Annotated in this window: 14 protein-coding genes and 1 pseudogene; 4 read left to right on the top strand and 11 right to left on the bottom strand. The window is 61.2% G+C overall.

Translation table 11 applies throughout. From position 1 onward, the window contains the following. Window positions 1-44 precede the first annotated feature (44 nt). The 11 genes and pseudogenes from purD to CEC48_RS16610 all read right to left on the bottom strand — a co-directional run bounded on the left by purD (window position 45) and on the right by CEC48_RS16610 (window position 13,321). The gene (gene purD, locus CEC48_RS16660; protein WP_088424731.1) at window positions 45-1,337 is read right to left on the bottom strand and encodes a phosphoribosylamine--glycine ligase; all 1,293 of its coding nucleotides are present in this window, start codon (window positions 1,335-1,337) and stop codon (window positions 45-47) included. Between the two features lie 148 nt (window positions 1,338-1,485). Further along, a complete protein-coding gene (gene purH, locus CEC48_RS16655; RefSeq protein ID WP_088424730.1) occupies window positions 1,486-3,093 on the bottom strand; it encodes a bifunctional phosphoribosylaminoimidazolecarboxamide formyltransferase/IMP cyclohydrolase in 1,608 nt (535 codons plus the stop codon). Between the two features lie 81 nt (window positions 3,094-3,174). Further along, on the bottom strand, window positions 3,175-3,495 hold the full coding sequence (fis, locus tag CEC48_RS16650; RefSeq protein ID WP_003186237.1) for a DNA-binding transcriptional regulator Fis: 321 nt from the start codon (window positions 3,493-3,495) through the stop codon (window positions 3,175-3,177). Next, entirely contained in the window at window positions 3,492-4,505 is a 1,014-nt protein-coding gene (dusB, locus tag CEC48_RS16645) for a tRNA dihydrouridine synthase DusB (RefSeq protein WP_088424729.1), read from the bottom strand. The genes fis and dusB overlap by 4 nt, the downstream gene beginning before the upstream one ends. A gap of 185 nt (window positions 4,506-4,690) precedes the next feature. Beyond that, window positions 4,691-5,935, bottom strand: coding sequence for a DUF3426 domain-containing protein (locus tag CEC48_RS16640; RefSeq protein WP_088424728.1), 1,245 nt, complete (start codon window positions 5,933-5,935; stop codon window positions 4,691-4,693). A gap of 30 nt (window positions 5,936-5,965) precedes the next feature. Further along, complete coding sequence (prmA, locus tag CEC48_RS16635; protein ID WP_088424727.1) at window positions 5,966-6,844, bottom strand: 50S ribosomal protein L11 methyltransferase; 879 nt, start codon at window positions 6,842-6,844, stop codon at window positions 5,966-5,968. A 215-nt stretch (window positions 6,845-7,059) separates the two neighbouring features. After that, a complete protein-coding gene (accC, locus tag CEC48_RS16630) occupies window positions 7,060-8,418 on the bottom strand; it encodes an acetyl-CoA carboxylase biotin carboxylase subunit (RefSeq protein ID WP_088424726.1) in 1,359 nt (452 codons plus the stop codon). 17 nt (window positions 8,419-8,435) lie between these two features. Further along, window positions 8,436-8,891, bottom strand: a complete 456-nt coding sequence (gene accB / locus CEC48_RS16625) for an acetyl-CoA carboxylase biotin carboxyl carrier protein (protein WP_088424725.1) — start codon at window positions 8,889-8,891, stop codon at window positions 8,436-8,438. Between the two features lie 25 nt (window positions 8,892-8,916). Continuing rightward, on the bottom strand, window positions 8,917-9,372 hold the full coding sequence (gene aroQ, locus CEC48_RS16620) for a type II 3-dehydroquinate dehydratase (RefSeq protein ID WP_003217307.1): 456 nt from the start codon (window positions 9,370-9,372) through the stop codon (window positions 8,917-8,919). A 264-nt stretch (window positions 9,373-9,636) separates the two neighbouring features. After that, window positions 9,637-10,131, bottom strand: a pseudogene (locus CEC48_RS32200) (methyl-accepting chemotaxis protein); the annotation flags it as partial. A gap of 1,519 nt (window positions 10,132-11,650) precedes the next feature. Further along, on the bottom strand, window positions 11,651-13,321 hold the full coding sequence (locus CEC48_RS16610; RefSeq protein WP_088424723.1) for a PleD family two-component system response regulator: 1,671 nt from the start codon (window positions 13,319-13,321) through the stop codon (window positions 11,651-11,653). Window positions 13,322-13,596: 275 nt separating this feature from the next. Between CEC48_RS16610 and CEC48_RS16605 the strand changes: the two genes are divergently transcribed. The 4 genes from CEC48_RS16605 (at window position 13,597) to speA (ending at window position 17,999) form a co-directional block, all read left to right on the top strand. Then, a complete protein-coding gene (locus CEC48_RS16605; protein ID WP_088424722.1) occupies window positions 13,597-14,664 on the top strand; it encodes a DUF2333 family protein in 1,068 nt (355 codons plus the stop codon). A 2-nt stretch (window positions 14,665-14,666) separates the two neighbouring features. Then, window positions 14,667-15,203, top strand: a complete 537-nt coding sequence (locus CEC48_RS16600) for an NUDIX hydrolase (RefSeq protein ID WP_088424750.1) — start codon at window positions 14,667-14,669, stop codon at window positions 15,201-15,203. A gap of 296 nt (window positions 15,204-15,499) precedes the next feature. Continuing rightward, complete coding sequence (locus tag CEC48_RS16595) at window positions 15,500-15,871, top strand: translation initiation factor Sui1 (protein WP_088424721.1); 372 nt, start codon at window positions 15,500-15,502, stop codon at window positions 15,869-15,871. 214 nt (window positions 15,872-16,085) lie between these two features. Further along, entirely contained in the window at window positions 16,086-17,999 is a 1,914-nt protein-coding gene (gene speA / locus CEC48_RS16590; protein ID WP_088424720.1) for an arginine decarboxylase, read from the top strand. Window positions 18,000-18,012: the final 13 nt, after the last annotated feature.

Here is an 18,012-nt window from a genome sequence, read left to right as displayed (position 1 = left end):
TAGGGCAAGGGCCAAGGGCCCCTGCCTAACCGAACGGATAGTGTTTACTGGCTCTCGCCACGCTCGCGGGCAATGGCGCGGTAGCCAATGTCGGTGCGGTAGAAGCAGCCTTTCCAGTCGAGCTTCGCCGCCAGCTTGTAAGCCTGTTGCTGGGCCGCATCTACGCTGCTGCCCATGGCGGTTGCGCACAACACGCGACCACCGGCAGTGACAACCTTGCCATCCTTGAGCGCGGTGCCCGCGTGGAACACCTTGCCTTCCAGCGTAGCAGCCGCGTCCAGGCCTTCAATCACATCGCCCTTGGCGTAGTCGGCCGGGTAGCCGCCGGCGGCCAGCACGATGCCAACGCTTGGGCGTGGGTCCCACTGGGCTTCGACCTTGTCCAGGGCCTGGGCCAGTGCAGCTTCAACCAACAGCACCAGGCTCGATTGCAGGCGCAGCATCACCGGTTGGGTTTCCGGGTCGCCGAAGCGGCAGTTGAACTCGATGACTTTCGGGTTACCGGCCTTGTCGATCATCAAACCGGCGTACAGGAAACCGGTGTACACGTTGCCTTCATCCGCCATGCCGCGCACGGTTGGCCAGATCACCAGGTCCATCACGCGTTTGTGCACTTGCGCGGTAACCACTGGCGCAGGGGAGTAAGCACCCATGCCGCCGGTGTTCGGGCCGCTGTCGCCGTCGCCGACACGTTTGTGGTCTTGGCTGGTGGCCATCGGCAGCACGTTCTTGCCGTCGACCATCACGATGAAGCTGGCTTCTTCGCCGTCGAGGAATTCTTCGATCACCACGCGCGAACCGGCTTCACCGAAAGCGTTGCCGGCGAGCATGTCGCGTACGGCGTCTTCGGCTTCAGTCAGGGTCATCGCGACGATCACGCCTTTACCGGCGGCCAGGCCGTCGGCCTTGATCACGATCGGTGCACCGACCTCACGCAGGTAAGCCAGGGCCGACTCGATCTCGGTGAAGTTCTGGTAGTCGGCGGTGGGGATCTTGTGACGAGCCAGGAAGTCCTTGGTGAAGGCTTTCGAACCTTCCAACTGGGCAGCGCCGGCGGTTGGGCCGAAGCAATCCAGGCCACGGCTGCGGAACAGGTCCACAACGCCGGCAACCAATGGCACTTCCGGACCGACGATGGTCAGGGAAACGTTTTTCTCTGCAAAGTCCGCAAGCTGCTCAAGGGCCAGAACGTCGATGGCGACGTTTTCGCACTTGGCTTCAATGGCGGTACCGGCGTTGCCGGGTGCAACGAAAACTTTCTGGACGCGCGGGTCCTGGGCAACTTTCCAGGCCAGGGCGTGTTCACGGCCACCGCTGCCAATGATCAAAACATTCATTTCAAAAACCTCAAATTCTGTAAGGCGCCGCTGGAGCGCTTTATGTGGGAGCGGGCTTGCTCGCGAAAGCGGTGTGTCAGTCGCAGGTTATGTAGCTGATACACCGTATTCGCGAGCAAGCCCGCTCCCACATTTCGATCAAGTTGGATCAGTGACGGAAGTGACGCATGCCAGTGAAGACCATGGCGATGCCGGCTTCATCAGCCGCTGCAATCACTTCAGCGTCGCGCATCGAACCGCCCGGCTGGATCACCGCGGTCACACCGGCTTTCGCGGCATTGTCCAAACCATCACGGAACGGGAAGAATGCGTCCGATGCCATCACTGAACCCTGCACCTGCAAGCCGGCATGTTCGGCCTTGATCGCAGCGATACGCGCGGAGTTCACACGGCTCATCTGGCCGGCGCCGACACCGATGGTCTGGCGGTTCTTGGCGTAGACGATGGCGTTGGATTTAACGTATTTGGCGACTTTCCAGGCGAAGATCAGGTCGTTGACTTCCTGTTCGGTCGGGGCGCGCTTGGTGACCACTTTCAGGTCGTCACTGCCGATCATGCCGATGTCGCGGCTCTGTACCAGCAAGCCGCCGTTGACGCGCTTGTAGTCCCAGGCAGCGGCGCGGTCAGATGACCACTCGCCGCAGGCAAGCAGGCGCACATTGGCCTTGGCGGCAACGATGGCGCGAGCTTCTTCGCTCACGGACGGGGCAATGATCACTTCAACGAACTGACGCTCAACGATCGCCTTGGCGGTCTCGGCGTCCAGTTCACGGTTGAAGGCGATGATGCCGCCGAAGGCCGACTCGGTGTCGGTGGCGTAGGCCAGTTCGTACGCCTGGCGGATGCCGCCTTCTGCGTCCGGGCTCACGGCCACGCCGCACGGGTTGGCGTGCTTGACGATCACACAGGCTGGCTTGACGAAGCTCTTCACACATTCCAGCGCGGCGTCGGTGTCGGCCACGTTGTTATAGGACAGCTCTTTGCCTTGCAGTTGGGTCGCGGTGGCGATACCGACTTCGGCTGGTTTGGCCTCAACGTAGAACGCCGCGCTCTGGTGCGGGTTCTCGCCGTAGCGCATTTCCTGGGCCTTGATGAACTGGCTGTTGAAGGTGCGCGGGAACTGGCTGCGGCCTTCTGTGCTCAGGGTTTCAGCCGCCTGGTTCACGGTGCCCATGTAGTTGGCGATCATGCCGTCGTAGGCCGCGGTGTGTTCGAAGGCCTTGAGCATCAGGTCGAAGCGCTGGGCGTAGGTCAGGCCGCCGGCTTTCAGGCTTTCCAGCACGTTGGCGTAGTCGCTGGCGTTCACCACGATGGCTACGTCTTTGTGGTTTTTGGCTGCCGAGCGAACCATGGTCGGGCCGCCGATGTCGATGTTTTCGATGGCGGTCGGCAGGTCGCAGCCTGGCTTGTTGATGGTGGCTTCGAATGGGTACAGGTTAACGGCCACCAGGTCGATCGGCTTGATGCCGTGCTCGGTCATGATGGCGTCGTCGATACCGCGACGACCGAGGATCCCGCCGTGGATTTTCGGGTGCAGGGTCTTGACCCGACCGTCCATCATTTCTGCGAAACCGGTGTAGTCCGCCACTTCCACTGCGGCCACGCCGTTGTCCTGCAGCAGTTTGAAGGTCCCGCCGGTAGAGAGAATCTCCACGCCGAGGGCTTCCAGCTCCCGGGCAAATTCGAGGATCCCGGTCTTGTCGGAGACACTGATCAAGGCGCGGCGGATCGGCAGGCGGGTAGTCTGGTCGGTCATTTCAATTTCCATCAAAAGCAAAGGAGTCAGCAAAAAAGGCGTCCGTTTTTACGCGGGCGCCTTTCTGGTTTGATTGAATGCTTACAGCAAATCGTACTGCTTGAGTTTCTTGCGCAGCGTGCCACGGTTCAGGCCGAGCAGTTCACTGGCCTTGGTCTGGTTGCCCTTGACGTAGTTCATTACGCTTTCGAGCAACGGCGCCTCGACTTCGGAGAGCACGAGGTTGTACACGTCCGTGACGGCAGCGCCCTCAAGGTGGGCGAAATAATTGTGCAGCGCCTTCTCGACACTCCCGCGAAGGGTCTGGCCTTCTTCGCTCGGCGTGTTGAGGTGCTGTTTCAAATTGACGTTGTCGCTCACGGGTGTTGTTCCACTCACTAAAGTCTCGGTCATCATCGTCATGCGGCCACCCCTTCTCCGTCCCCTGTCACCAGGCTCTTGTAACGCTCGCAGAAGAATTCACGAACGTTGGCGCACTGTGCTTCCGTATCATCCAAACGATTGAAGTGGGCGCGAAACTCCCTGGCGCCCGGCAAGGTTGCGAGATACCAGCCCACATGCTTGCGAGCAATGCGTACTCCCATCACGTCTCCATAGAAGGCGTGCAGGGCGGCCAGATGCTCTAGCAGAATACGTTCCACCTCGATCAACTCCGGTGCCGGCAAAATTTCGCCGGTACGCAGAAAATGCTCAATCTCACGAAAAATCCACGGCCGCCCCTGGGCAGCCCGGCCAATCAACAGGCCATCGGCGCCGGTCGCGTGCAACACGCGCCGGGCTTTCTCGGCTGAATCGATGTCGCCGTTGGCAAAGACGGGAATCGACACCGCCTGCTTGATCGCGGCAATGGTGTCGTACTCGGCTTCACCGGTGTAAAGGTCGGCGCGGGTGCGGCCATGCACCGCCAGCGCTGTAATGCCCGCCTGCTCGGCGATCTTTGCCACCGTCAGGCCATTCTTGTTGTCCCGGTCCCAACCGGTGCGGATCTTCAGGGTGACCGGTACATCCACTGCAGCGACAACGGCATGCAGGATCTCGCTCACCAACTGCTCATCCTTCAACAGGGCAGACCCTGCGGCCTTGTTGCAGACCTTCTTGGCCGGGCAACCCATGTTGATATCAATAATCTGCGCCCCCAACTCCACGTTGGCCCGGGCCGCATCCGCCAGCATTTGCGCATCACCACCGGCGATCTGTACCGAGCGGGGCTCGGGATCACCTTCGTGGATCATGCGCATCCGCGATTTGCGGGTGTTCCACAAGCTCATGTCGCTGGTGACCATTTCCGAGACTACAAGCCCTGCGCCCAACCGCTTGCAAAGCTGACGAAAGGGCTGGTCGGTGACGCCCGCCATAGGGGCGAGGATCAAGCCGTTATGCAATGTGTATGGGCCGATGCGTACCGCCGACATAGGACTTCCCTGTTGTGGGGCCGGATCATTAGAGTTCGAAAAAGGGTTGGCATGATACCCGCTCTCGATGACTGGATAAAGGCTGAATTGGATAAAATCTGAACAGTTATTTTCTTATCGCCGCCGGTTTGGTCAAAGGCGGCGCAGTCAATAATCTGCCGTCAAACCCCGGCCCATGAGCCGGTTCACTCGGGAGAGTGGAAGCTCAGGCTGTAATTCACCGCTTTGTTGCCCGGGTCGAGGATGTCCAGGGCGATGTGGATCGGCGTCTGGGAGGGCATCTCGGTCACGCCTGCCAGCTCACCGCTGAGGTACTCGGCGGGTTTGAAGCGACGACTGGCGATCATATTCCCGTTCATGTCGGCAAAACGTAGCTCCAGCAACGGGAACGGTTGGGAGAATGTCGCGCGGTTATAGATGATCGCGTCCACCACCAGGGCGCCGGCGAACTCCGGGTGGCTGCGCACCACCAGGTTGCTGCTCTTGATGTGGGCGATATCGACCCGTGATGGCACGGTGCAGCCCAGTTTCGGGCACAGTTCCTGGAACCACGGGCGATAGGCGTCCTGGCGTGCCAGGTCGTCGAATTGGTAGGCGACGTATTGCCCCGCAAGGCCGGCGGCGGCCAGCAGCACCAGCAAGCCCCAGAACAGGCGGCGGCCCCAGCCGGAGGAGCGCTTCTGGGAATACAGGTGCAGCGGGTCATCTTCCAGGTCCTGCAGCACGTCGTCGTGGGCGCCAGCCTCGGGGCGAGGGCGCTTGCGTTTGGGCTGCGGGCGTTCGGGTTGTTCGGCTTCGGGTTCGACTATTTCGGCGGTTACCGGTGGGTCGAGTTCGTCATCGGCGGTGCTTGCGTGCAGCGGTGGCTCGTCGCCAGGCTCAACGGCTTCAAACGACATTGAAGGCTCGGTGCGCTTGGGTTTGCCTGTTGCAGCCTTGGAGGGTTGCGGTTCGTCGTCGGCCGGTTGCGGGGCTTGCGCCCGTTCATCGCGCGGCTCACTGAACAGGCTGGCGGCCCATTGTTCTTCCTCGGCTTTGGCCGAGTCACGGCTGGCGCTGAGGGCGTCTTCTTTTTGCCGACGGTCGGCGCCGTGTTGGCGACGGTCCGCACCCACGGGCTGGGTGTGTTGAATCTCGCGACGCTCCAGCTTGGCCAGTTCTTCGTCGAGGTCCAGGTTATCCAGGTCCAGCTCTTCGGCGGTCCATTGCTTCTGGCTGATGGCCCGTTGTGCTTCGGGTGGCGGTTCTATTGCTGCCGGTGGCTGGGGCGCGGGCGCACTGGCGCGCTGCTCCAGCAGTTGGCGAGCGGCATTGAACACTTGCAGGCATGAGCCACAGCGCACCACGCCACGGGCCACGCTCAATTGAGCATGGCTGACGCGAAAGCGCGCTTGGCAATGTGGGCACTGGGTGACGAAACTGTCGGTCATGCGGCCATCCGATTCATGCAGGCGCTCATTCTAGCGCCGACGACCGCTGATGCGTACCCAGCCGTCGCGGTTGGCGATCGGATCCAGCTCAAAATCCTGGGCGTAGGCCGCGGCAACGTCTTCGCCCTGTTCGGCGAGGATGCCCGACAGCGCCAGGCGGCCGCCCGGCTTGACCAGGCTCGACAGCTGCGGCGCCAGGGCAACCAGCGGCCCGGCGAGGATGTTGGCCACCAGCACGTCGGCCTGTACCTGGGGCAATTGCTCCGGCAGGTACAGCGGGAATTTCTCTTCAGGGATGTGATTACGCCCGGCGTTATCGCGGGAGGCTTCCAGGGCTTGCACGTCGATATCGGTACCGACGGCTTCCTTGGCGCCCAGCAGCAGCGCGGCGATCGCCAGAATCCCCGAGCCACAGCCGAAGTCCAGCACGTTGCAGTCTTGCAGGTCCTGGCCGTCGAGCCATTCCAGGCACAGGGCGGTGGTGGGGTGGGTGCCGGTGCCGAACGCCAGGCCCGGGTCCAGCAGCAGGTTCACGGCGTCAGGCTCGGGGGCGGCGTGCCAGCTCGGCACGATCCACAGGCGCTGGCCAAAACGCATCGGCTGGAAGTTGTCCATCCAGCTGCGTTCCCAGTCCTGGTCTTCGATGATTTCGCTGTGGTGTTCCGGCAGCGGGCCGCCGGTGAGCAATTCCATATGGGCCAGGACGCTGGCGGCATCGGTGCCGTCTTCGAACAGAGCCAGCAAGTGGGTGTGGGACCACAGCGGGGTGGTGTTTAGTTCGGGTTCGAAGATCGGCTGGTCTTCGGCGTCCATGAAGGTCACCGACACGGCGCCCACTTCGAGGAACGCGTCTTCGTAGGTTTCGGCTTGTTCTGGGCTGATGGCGAGACGGACTTGCAGCCAAGGCATGGCGGGCACCTTTGAAAAAATGAGTGTGCAGCAGGGTAGGGCTGCGAGAAACGCGCAAGTTTACGCGAGAGCATGACCTGTGGCGAGGGAGCTTGTTGTGGTGAGGGAGCTTGTTGTAGCGAGGGGGCAAGCCCCCTCGCCACAAAAGCGTTTTTCACAGGCACCACAAACAACAAAGCCGCCCGAAGGCGGCTTTGTTGGGTGGATCACTTCGCTTACTGATTAGCCAGCTTGTGTTCCAGGTAGTGAATGTTCACACCACCTTCGCAGAAGCCTTCATCGCGAACCAGGTCCCGATGCAACGGGATGTTGGTCTTGATGCCGTCTACCACGATTTCGTCCAGGGCATTGCGCATGCGTGCCATGGCTTCATCGCGAGTCGAGCCCCAGGTGATCAGCTTGCCGATCAGGGAGTCGTAGTTCGACGGAACCTTGTAGCCGCTGTACAGGTGGGAATCGACGCGAACGCCGTTGCCGCCTGGTGCATGGAAGTGCTTGACCATGCCTGGGCTTGGGATAAAGGTTTTCGGGTCTTCGGCGTTGATCCGGCACTCCAGGGAGTGGCCGTGGATCTTCACATCTTCCTGGGTAAACGACAGCTTGTTGCCAGCGGCGATGCTCAGCATCTCCTTGACGATGTCGATACCGGTGACCATTTCCGATACCGGATGCTCTACCTGCACACGAGTGTTCATCTCGATGAAGTAGAAGCGGCCGTTCTCGTACAGGAACTCGAAAGTGCCCGCGCCACGGTAGTTGATGTCGATGCACGCCTTGACGCAACGCGCCAGCACTTCGGCACGGGCGGTTTCATCCAGGCCCGGTGCCGGTGCTTCTTCAAGCACCTTCTGGTGACGACGCTGCAGCGAGCAGTCACGGTCGCCCAGGTGAATCGCGTGACCCTGGCCATCGGAAAGCACCTGCACTTCCACGTGACGTGGGTTGGTCAGGTATTTTTCGAGGTAGACCATCGGGTTGCTGAACCAGGCGCCCGCTTCTTCGCGAGTCTGCTTGGCCGCTTCGATCAGGTCTTCTTCCTTGTGCACAACGCGCATGCCACGACCACCGCCGCCGCCAGCGGCCTTGATGATCACCGGGTAACCGACTTCGCGACCAATGCGCAGAGCGGTTTCCGGGTCTTCAGGCAACGGGCCGTCGGAGCCAGGCACGGTTGGCACGCCGGCTGCGATCATGGCGTGCTTGGCCGATACCTTGTCGCCCATCAGGCGAATGGTGTCGGCTTTCGGGCCGATGAAGGCAAAACCGGATTTTTCCACCTGTTCGGCGAAATCGGCGTTTTCCGCGAGGAAACCGTAGCCTGGGTGAATGGCGGTAGCGCCGGTCACTTCAGCGGCCGCGATGATCGCCGGGATGTGCAGGTAAGACAGGTTGGCAGGCGCCGGGCCGATGCAAACTGTCTCGTCAGCCAGACCCAAGTGCATCAGCTCTTTGTCGGCAGTCGAGTACACCGCGACGGTCTTGATGCCCATTTCCTTGCAAGCGCGCAGGATCCGCAGGGCGATTTCGCCGCGGTTGGCGATCAGGACTTTTTCCAGCTTCGCAGGTTTCAACATCGTTGGCTCTCCGCGGTTCAAACGATGGTGAACAGCGGTTGGTCGAATTCAACCGGCTGACCGTTTTCTACCAGGATGGATTCGATCACACCGGCTTTTTCAGCCTGGATGTGGTTCATCATCTTCATCGCTTCAACGATGCAGATGGTGTCGCCCACTTTGACGGTCTGGCCGATTTCAACAAAGGCTGGCGAAGTCGGTGCCGGGGTGCGGTAGAAGGTACCGACCATTGGCGACTTGACCACAAAACCGTTCAGTTTTGGAGCAGCAGGGGCTTCGGCAACGGTTGCAACCGGAGCGGCAGCCACTGGCGCAGGCGCCGGAGCTTGCATCTGTGGTGCGTAGAACTGTTGGGCCGGGGTCTTGCTGTGACGGCTGATCCGTACGGACTCCTCGCCTTCCTTGATCTCCAGCTCGTCGATACCGGATTCTTCCAGCAGTTCGATCAATTTCTTAACTTTACGGATATCCATGAATCATCAACTCCCAAAGGGTCGGTCAGGGGCGCTTGGCCGTGTCTTCAAGCTGTTCCAGGGCGGCCTCCAGGGCCAGTCGGTAACCGCTGGCGCCAAGGCCGCAGATCACTCCTACCGCAACGTCGGAGAAGTAAGAGTGATGGCGGAAAGGTTCGCGTTTGTGCACGTTCGATAAATGCACTTCGATGAATGGGATGCTCACCGCCAGCAGCGCGTCACGTAATGCAACGCTTGTGTGCGTAAAAGCGGCGGGATTGATCAGGATAAAGTCCACACCTTCGCTGCGCGCGGCATGGATGCGATCAATCAATTCGTACTCGGCATTGCTTTGCAGGTAGAGCAGATGGTGGCCGGCATCACGTGCCCGTCGTTCCAGATCGAGGTTGATCTGTTCGAGGGTCACTGCCCCGTAGACGCCCGGTTCGCGGGTGCCGAGCAGGTTCAGGTTGGGTCCGTGAAGAACCAGTAAGGTCGCCATCGGCTGTTCCTTGTTATGGATGTGGGCACGGTAGAACCCGGCGACTATGCCGCAAAGGGTTTGTGACTGTCCAGTTCTATGCAGTAGGCAGCACGATTAGCGAGGATTGCGCAAAATATGTGACCGCAAGGCCGAATCCGGTCAATGTGGGAGCGGGCTTGCTCGCGAAGGCGGTGGTTCAGTCGATACCTCTGTTGACTGGCACGCCGCCTTCGCGAGCAAGCCCGCTCCCACATTTTGATCTTCACACGGCTGCAGATCCGGCTAGACGCGGAATGCTTGCACGGCGGTGTTGAGTTGCCCGCCGAGCACCAACAAATGCTCGCCCTGGCTACGCCCTTGGCCAATTCGCAGCAAGTTATCCTCACCCAATTGGTGAATTCTCTCACTGTTATCGCGGATTTCGCTGACGGCGCCGCTTTGTTGGGCAGTGACATCGGCGATCCGCACGGCCGTGTCGGAAATGGTCTGGATCGCCCCGACGATTTCATCCAGCGCCCCGTCGGCTGCCTGGGCTTGCTCGGCAGTGGCCTCGGCGTGTTCGACCTGGGCACGCATGCCTTCCACCGATTGCCGGGCAGCGGTTTGCAGGCCGGCGATCAGGTGCTGGATTTCGGCGGTAGCGCCGGCGGTGCGCTGGGCCAGGGAGCGAACTTCGTCGGCCACTACGGCGAACCCGCGACCGGCTTCACCCGCGCGGGCGGCCTCGATGGCGGCGTTCAACGCCAGGAGATTGGTCTGGTCGGCAATCGAGCGGATCACCGTGAGTACGCCGCCGATGGTCGCGGACTCTTCGGCGAGTTTTTCGATCATTTGCGCGTTTATCTGTACTTCGCCCACCAATGCGTGAAGCCCGGTCAGGCTCAGGCCGATCACTCGCTGGCCCTGTTCCACCGCCTCGCCTGCGCTGCGGCTGGCTTCGGCGGCCTGGCTCGCGTCGCCGGCGACCTGCTGGATAGTCGCCTCCAGTTCGCCGAGGGAATCGCGAATCTGCGCGGTATCACCGGCCTGCCGCTCAGCGCCGTCGTGCATGCCGTTGCTCAGTTCTGCCAGTGCGCTGCTGCTGCCGGCCACTTGCTCGGCGTTGCCTCTGATGGTGCCCACCAGGTCCACCAGATAGGCGCGCAGGCGATTCAGGGACTCTTCGATATCGTGCAGTTCGCGGTTGGTCTTGCCCAAGGCAATGGGCTGGCTGAAATCGCCTTCGGCCCATGTGGACAAGGCCGGCGCCAGGTTGGTCAGCACTCGCGCCAGGCGCCGCTGCAAAGTGTCGATTAATAGTGCCATGAGCAAAATCAGGCCGATCATCACGCCTTGCATCAGCCGCACTTCGCCCTGGATCTGCGCGTGTTGGGCCCGCACTACCGGCTCCAGCCCGGCGATGGCTTGCTGCACGGCATGGATTTTCAGGTGAGTGCTGGTGGCCAGTTCGGTGCGTTGCTGGATTTGCTCACGGGTGCGTTTCAGTTCTGCGGGGTAGCGGGTCAGCAGGCTGTTGAGTTCGCGCTTGAGGTCGACGCCGGTGTCCTGGGCCACGGTTTTTTCGGTGTTTTCCAGGCCCATCATGGCCGAGAAATCGTCGGTATTGGACTCGCTGCTGGCCGTCACGCCCAGCAATGGCAGTTGCCCCAGCACGTCAGCCTGGCTGCGGATATTGCTGACTTCGCGCTCCACATCGTCGGCCAGTTCGCTGCGCCCGCTGCTCACCAGTTTGTCCCGGGCCAGGGAGAGTTTGGCCAGGTGCTGGGACGCGGCCAATAAAGGCGGCAGATAGCGCGTCGCCTCGGGCGAATTCACACCGCTGGCGTACTGGTTCAGTTGCTCCAGGTTCGCGCCAAGTTCGCGTTCGGCTTGTAGCAGCAAGGCTTGCGGGTCGCCCGCCAGCTTGCCGGCCGCCAGCAGGTCGGTCTTGCTGAAGGTGTCCAGGTCTACCAGGCTGGGTCGCAGGTTTTGCGCCAGGTCTGCCGGTAACTCATCCAGGTGCTGCAGCAGGTTTTCCAGGCTCTGGCTGGCGCTGCTCAGGCGCAGAGCGTCGCCGCTGGCGAGGTAGTCGTCGATGTTGCGTGCGGCCTGGTTCTGAAAGGTCTGCGACAGGCCCAGGTAGCGCTCCATCAGCAGATAAGGCCGCTCCAGGGCGCGTTGCGACCACCAGAGCGTCGCGCCCAGGGCCAGGCAAACGGCGACCAGAAGGAGGGTGTTCAGATTCGTCAGCAGCTTCAGGCGCATGCGTGGTTTCAACCGACAGCAGAAGTAAGTGCCTGAAGTTATTGCGTTTCTATTACAAAGTTATGACGGATTCGGTGGATTCCGGTGAAAAGGTGGCACTTTGCTTTGATGCGCGCGCCGACACCACCCGGTTACGCCCGGCATCCTTGGCGCGGTACAACGCCTCGTCGGCCTGGGCCGCCATCATCAGGCTGTCGGAGCCATCACACAGTTCCACCACGCCGGCACTGAAGGTGCACCACAAATCCTGCGGCTGGGCGGGGTAGTGAACCTCGGCAAAGCGCCCACGGATTTCGTCGAGCACTTTGCAGGCGGCGTCGAGATCGGTGTCGGGCATCACGATGGCAAATTCTTCGCCACCGTAACGGCCTATATAGTCGGTCTTGCGCAGGCGCTGCTTGAGAAACAGCGCCAGGCTCTTGATCACCCGGTCGCCCATGGGGTGGCCGTGGCTGTCGTTGACCCGTTTGAAGTGGTCGATGTCGAGCATCGCAAAGCTCAGCGCCTTGCCCTCGCGACGCGAGCGGAAGCTACAGTCTTCAAGCAATTGCAGAATGTGCGTGTGGTTGTACAGCCCCGTAAGGCTGTCGCGCACCATCCGCGCCTTGAGGTTGCGCGCCCTTGCTGCGCGGTTGCGCACGGTGGTGATCAGGTGCCGGGGCTTGATCGGCTTGGTGAGGAAGTCGTCGCCGCCTTCGCTCATGGCGTCCAGTTGCTTGTCCAGGTCGTCTTCGGCCGAGAGGTAGATGATCGGCACGCTGACGTAACGGTCGTTGTGGCGGATCACCTTGGCCAGTTCGGTACCGGTGCAGGCCGGCATATACATGTCGAGGATGATCAGGTCGGGCTGGAAGTCTGCCAGCTCGGCCATGGCCTGGATCGGTTCGATCAGGGTGCGGGTGACGATGCCGGCGCTGTTGAGCAGGCGCTCGGTGTGCATCGCCTGGGCGCGCGAGTCGTCGATGATCAGCACTTTATAAGGTTCGTACTGGGCGACGCAGGTCAGCACTTCGATTTTTTCCAGCAGGCTCGAGGCCTCCAGGGTTCCGGTGAGGAACTCCTGGCCGCCGGCGCGCACGGCGGCCAGGCGGGTGGGCGTATCGGTTTCGTGCAGGCTGAAAAACAGCAGCGGCAGTTTTTGCTCCAGGCCTTCCTGGGCTTCGGCGGCGAGTTTCAGGCCCAGGCCGGTGCCGCAAAAATCCACATCCATCACGATGGCCGCCGGCAAACGCTCGGCCATCGATGAGCGAAACGCTGCCACGCTGTCGAGCGACTGGGCGCTCAAGCCGAAAAACTCCAGCTGCTTGGCCAAGCGCTCGGCGCGGTCGTGATCGGCCAGCATCACGTAGATCGGCTTGCGCATCGGCGGCAGGAAGGTTTGTTCCAGCTGGTCGCCCTGGCGCAGGCCGGTGCGCGACAGGCGCTGCATCAGGCGATTGAGATCGGTGATCAGGTGGCTGCTCAGGCGGCCGCGGTTGTCGTCCACTGCCTTGAGTGAGGCGCTGATCAGGTGCGCCAGTTGGCCGTGTTCCGGCTGCTCGAAGCGCTCGGCAAACCGCAGCAGGCGCAGGTTGGCCTCACTGAGTTCGGACAAGTCAGTGGTCGACCATTCGCTGCGTTGCAGGCGCTGCCAGATCTCAAGAATTTGACGTGCCTGATGAATTACCCGCTGGGCAAAATGGTGCTTGAGACGCTCACGGCTGGGGTCTTCTGGCTCGGTCATATCCTGACTACTAGTTAGGCTGCATGCTGAGGTAGAACTGATGGCTCTATGCTAGCACCTCTTTTCCTCTGCACGAGTGTCATACGTCAATTAACTGCGAGGTCCTGGATATTCATTTGTCGACCCTGCAGTCGCGCGGGCGTAAAAGGCGTGCATCCTTTATAGTCGAGCCGCGCACTCGCGCCACCCCTGACTAAAAGCGCCGCAATGCTCGGCACGATGGGGTAGGGTTGTGGTCGTAGCTATTGAACTCAAGTGATTGAAAGGATATCGCCATGCTGGACTGGAAAAACCGCGCAGGCAGTGCAAAGGGCCCGGCCCCCGAGACCAAGTCGGCCCCCCGCAGCTATTTCCGTAACCTGCTGATGAGCCGTGCGCTGCTCTCGCTGGTTGCGTTGTACCTGTTGGTCACCGGTGCCCTGGGTTGGTACTGGAGCGAAGAGCCTGCGTTGTTCCCGGTTCAGCAGAATGCGCAAATTGCTGCCGAGAAGGAAGGCAAGCAGATGGTGGTGGGCTTCACCACCGTCGAAACCCTCAAGACCGTGGTGGGCACCTTGCTGAACAAGCCGGGCGGCTACATTTCCAACGACCGTTTCCCGCCGGGCCTGTGGATGGACAACATGCCGAGCTGGGAATACGGCGTGCTGGTGCAGGTGCGTGACCTGACCCGTGCCCTGCGCAAGGACTTCGCCCGTTCCCAGTCGCAGTCGGCGGAAGACGCGGATCTGGCCAAGGCCGAGCCGCGTTTCAACTTCGACAACAAAAGCTGGGTGCTGCCGTCCAGCGAGTCGGAATACCAGGAAGGCATCAATTCCCTGAGCCGCTACGAAGCACGTTTGTCCGACCCGAATCAGCGCGGAGCGCTGTTCTATGCGCGTGCCGACAACCTGAACAACTGGCTGGGTGATGTGGCGACTCGCTTGGGTTCGCTGTCGCAACGGCTGTCGGCCAGTGTGGGCCGGGTCAAGCTCAACACCGCACTGAAAACCGAAGCGCTGGCGCCGGGTGAAGTGCCGCAGGTCGACGAAGAAGTGGTAGAAACCCCATGGATGCAGATCGACAACGTGTTCTACGAAGCCCGTGGCCAAGCCTGGGCCCTGTCCCATCTGCTGCGCGCCATTGAAGTCGACTTCGCCGACGTGCTGGCCAAGAAAAACGCCACCGTCAGCGTGCGCCAGATCATTCGTGAGCTGGAAGCCTCGCAGGAGCCGGTGTGGAGCCCCATGATTCTTAACGGCAGTGGTTTTGGCATCCTGGCCAACCATTCGCTGGTGATGGCCAACTATATTTCCCGGGCCAACGCTGCAGTGATCGACTTGCGTCAGCTCCTGAACCAGGGTTGATGATGGACGCTTCCTCAAAGGAGGCTGCGCACCGCGCCGCCTCCGACGCCGAATTGATTGCCTGGGTCGACGAACACGACAACCTGCTCGGCAGCCTGGTGCGTTCTGATCTGCGCCAGCGCGGGCTGATCGGGCGCTGCACCTTTATCTTCCTGTTCAACTCTGCCGGTGAGCTGTGCGTGCATCGGCGCACCCTGAGCAAAGCCATGTACCCGGGTTTCTGGGACACGGCGGCGGGCGGAATGGTGGCGGCCCACGAGTCCTACGCTGAGTCGGCGGCCCGCGAGCTGGAAGAGGAACTGGGGGTTAGCGGCGTCGAACTGACCGCACACGATCATTTCTACTTCGAAGACGGCGACAGCCGGCTCTGGTGCACTTCGTTCTCTGCCGTATGGGACGGGCCGCTGCGGATCCAGCTGGAAGAAGTCATGGAGGCGCGCTTTCTGCCACTGGCGACGGTGTTGCAGGAGGCCGAGCAAAAGCCCTATTGCCCGGATGCGCAGGAAGGGTTGCGTCGTTATTTGGCCCTGCGTCGCTAAAGTTGCATAAATTGGCGCCATTTGGCTCTTAGCAAGGGGCGTTTTTGCCGTTACACTGCGCGACTTTTCAAGCTGAACCGTTGTTGCTTCACCCTGTAGGAGCGAGCTTGCTCGCGAAAAACGTAAGCGCTACGCGTGCTGCCTGAATGCCCGCGTTATCGTTGACGACCTTCGCGAGCAAGCTCGCTCCTACAGTGGGTTGAACGCCTGCGGTGAAGTGCGCTGCCCCTGCCTGAGTGGGGCTTCGCGGTCGATGACCCCATCGATCAGTCTTTGTCCTCCCAAGAGGATTGCCGGTGGCCAAAAAAGCCGCATCCTTCGCCGCCCTTGGTGGCCTGGTATTTTCCACCGACGCAGGTCGACATTGCCCGGACTGTCGCCAGCCTGTGGATTCATGCACCTGCAAAACAACCCTGATCCCCGAAGGCGATGGTATTGCCCGCGTACGTCGCGAGAGCAAGGGCCGTGGCGGCAAGACGGTGACCACCATCACCGGCGTGCCCCTGGCCGAAGACGCCCTGAAGGAGCTGGCCACCACGCTTAAAAAGCGCTGTGGCACCGGTGGCGCCTTGAAAGACGGCATCATCGAGATTCAGGGCGACCACGTCGAGTTGCTGTTGGCCGAGCTGATCAAGCTGGGTTACAAGGCGAAGAAATCCGGCGGCTAGCAGCCTCTGTGAAACCCACCCCGATGGCCGGTTTGCTGAACGCGAACTGTCGTCTCCATGGTTTTCACAGAGCCTGTTCCTGACCGGTGTCTAAACTCTGCACTGCGAGTGGGGTCTACCTCCCTTACAGGCAAATCGTCATTTTCATTCTTTAGACTGCGCCAGCCTCAAAATTGGGCCCGGTGCACTTCGACTTCATTTATAGGGGACTTCGATGTCCGTACGACGCACACGCAAAGACGATGGCAGCCAATGGACAGTTGCGGACAGCCGCAGTGTTTACGGGATTCGCCATTGGGGGGCCGGGTATTTCGCGATCAATGATGCCGGTCGCGTTGAAGTTCGTCCGAACGGCCCGAACAGCACGCCTGTCGACCTGTACGAGCAAGTAGACGAGCTGCGCAAAAGCGGCCTGTCCTTGCCGTTGCTGGTGCGCTTCCCCGACATCCTGCAAGACCGCGTGCGCCAGCTGACTGGTGCCTTCGACGCGAATATCGAGCGCCTGGAATACCAGAGCAAATACACCGCGCTGTACCCGATCAAGGTGAACCAGCAGGAAGCGGTGATCGAAAACATCATCGCCACCCAGGACGTGTCCATCGGCCTGGAAGCCGGCTCCAAGCCTGAGCTTCTGGCCGTGCTGGCCCTGGCCCCGAAAGGCGGCACCATCGTCTGCAACGGTTACAAAGACCGTGAGTTCATCCGCCTCGCGCTGATGGGCCAGAAGCTGGGCCACAACGTCTTTATCGTGATCGAGAAAGAGTCCGAAGTCGGCCTGGTGATCGAAGAAGCCGCCAACCTCAAGGTCAAGCCACAGGTGGGCCTGCGGGTGCGCCTGTCGTCCCTGGCGTCGAGCAAGTGGGCAGACACCGGCGGCGAGAAATCCAAATTCGGTTTGTCGGCGGCGCAACTGCTGTCTGTGGTCGAGCGCTTCCGCGCGGCGGGCCTGGACCAGGGCATCCGCCTGCTGCACTTCCATATGGGTTCGCAGATCGCCAACCTGGCCGACTACCAGCACGGGTTCAAGGAAGCCATTCGTTACTACGGCGAACTGCGCAACCTCGGCCTGCCGGTGGACCACATCGACGTGGGCGGTGGCCTGGGCGTGGACTACGACGGTACGCATTCGCGTAACGCCAGCTCCATCAACTACGACATGGACGACTACGCCGGCGTGGTCGTGGGCATGCTCAAGGAATTCTGCGACGCGCAGAGCCTGCCGCATCCGCATATTTTCTCCGAGAGCGGCCGTTCCCTGACCGCCCACCACGCCATGCTGGTGGTGCAAGTCACCGACGTCGAGAAACACAACGACGACGTGCCGGTGATCGAGAACAAGGAAAGCCTGCCGGAAACCGTACAGTGGCTGGTGGACCTGCTGGGCCCGACCGACATTGAAATGGTCACCGAAACCTACTGGCGCGCCACCCACTACATGAGCGACGTGGCCACCCAGTATGCCGACGGCAAACTGACCCTCGCCGAAAAAGCCCTGGCCGAACAGTGCTACTTCGCCGTGTGCCGCCGCCTGCACAACTCGTTGAAAGCCCGCCAGCGTTCCCACCGCCAGGTGCTGGACGAGCTCAACGACAAGCTGGCCGACAAGTACATCTGCAACTTCTCGGTGTTCCAGAGCCTGCCGGACACCTGGGCGATCGGCCAGGTGCTGCCGATTCTGCCGCTGCATCGCCTCGACGAAGAGCCGCTGCGCCGTGCCGTGCTGCAAGACCTGACCTGCGACTCCGACGGCAAGATCAAACAGTACGTCGACGAGCAAAGCATCGAGACCAGCTTGCCGGTGCACGCCGTGAACGAAGGTGAGGACTACCTGCTGGGGATCTTCCTGGTGGGTGCCTACCAGGAAATCCTGGGCGACATGCACAACCTGTTCGGTGACACCGACTCGGTGAACATCTACCAGCGTGAAGACGGTTCGGTGTACAGCGCCGGGATCGAGACCCACGACACCATCGAAGACATGCTGCGCTACGTGCACTTGTCGCCGGAGGAGTTGATGACTCACTACCGTGACAAATGCGCCAGCGCGAAGATCACGGCGGCGGAGCGGACCCAGTTCCTGGATGCGTTGCGTCTTGGTTTGACGCGTTCGTCGTACCTGTCTTCGTAAGTACACCGCTCCC

Origin of the sequence: Pseudomonas sp. K2I15 (genome assembly GCF_002204795.1) — a bacterium.
In the GTDB taxonomy this organism is placed as follows: Bacteria; Pseudomonadota; Gammaproteobacteria; order Pseudomonadales; family Pseudomonadaceae; genus Aquipseudomonas.
This window is presented reverse-complemented; position numbering and strand designations above follow the sequence as displayed.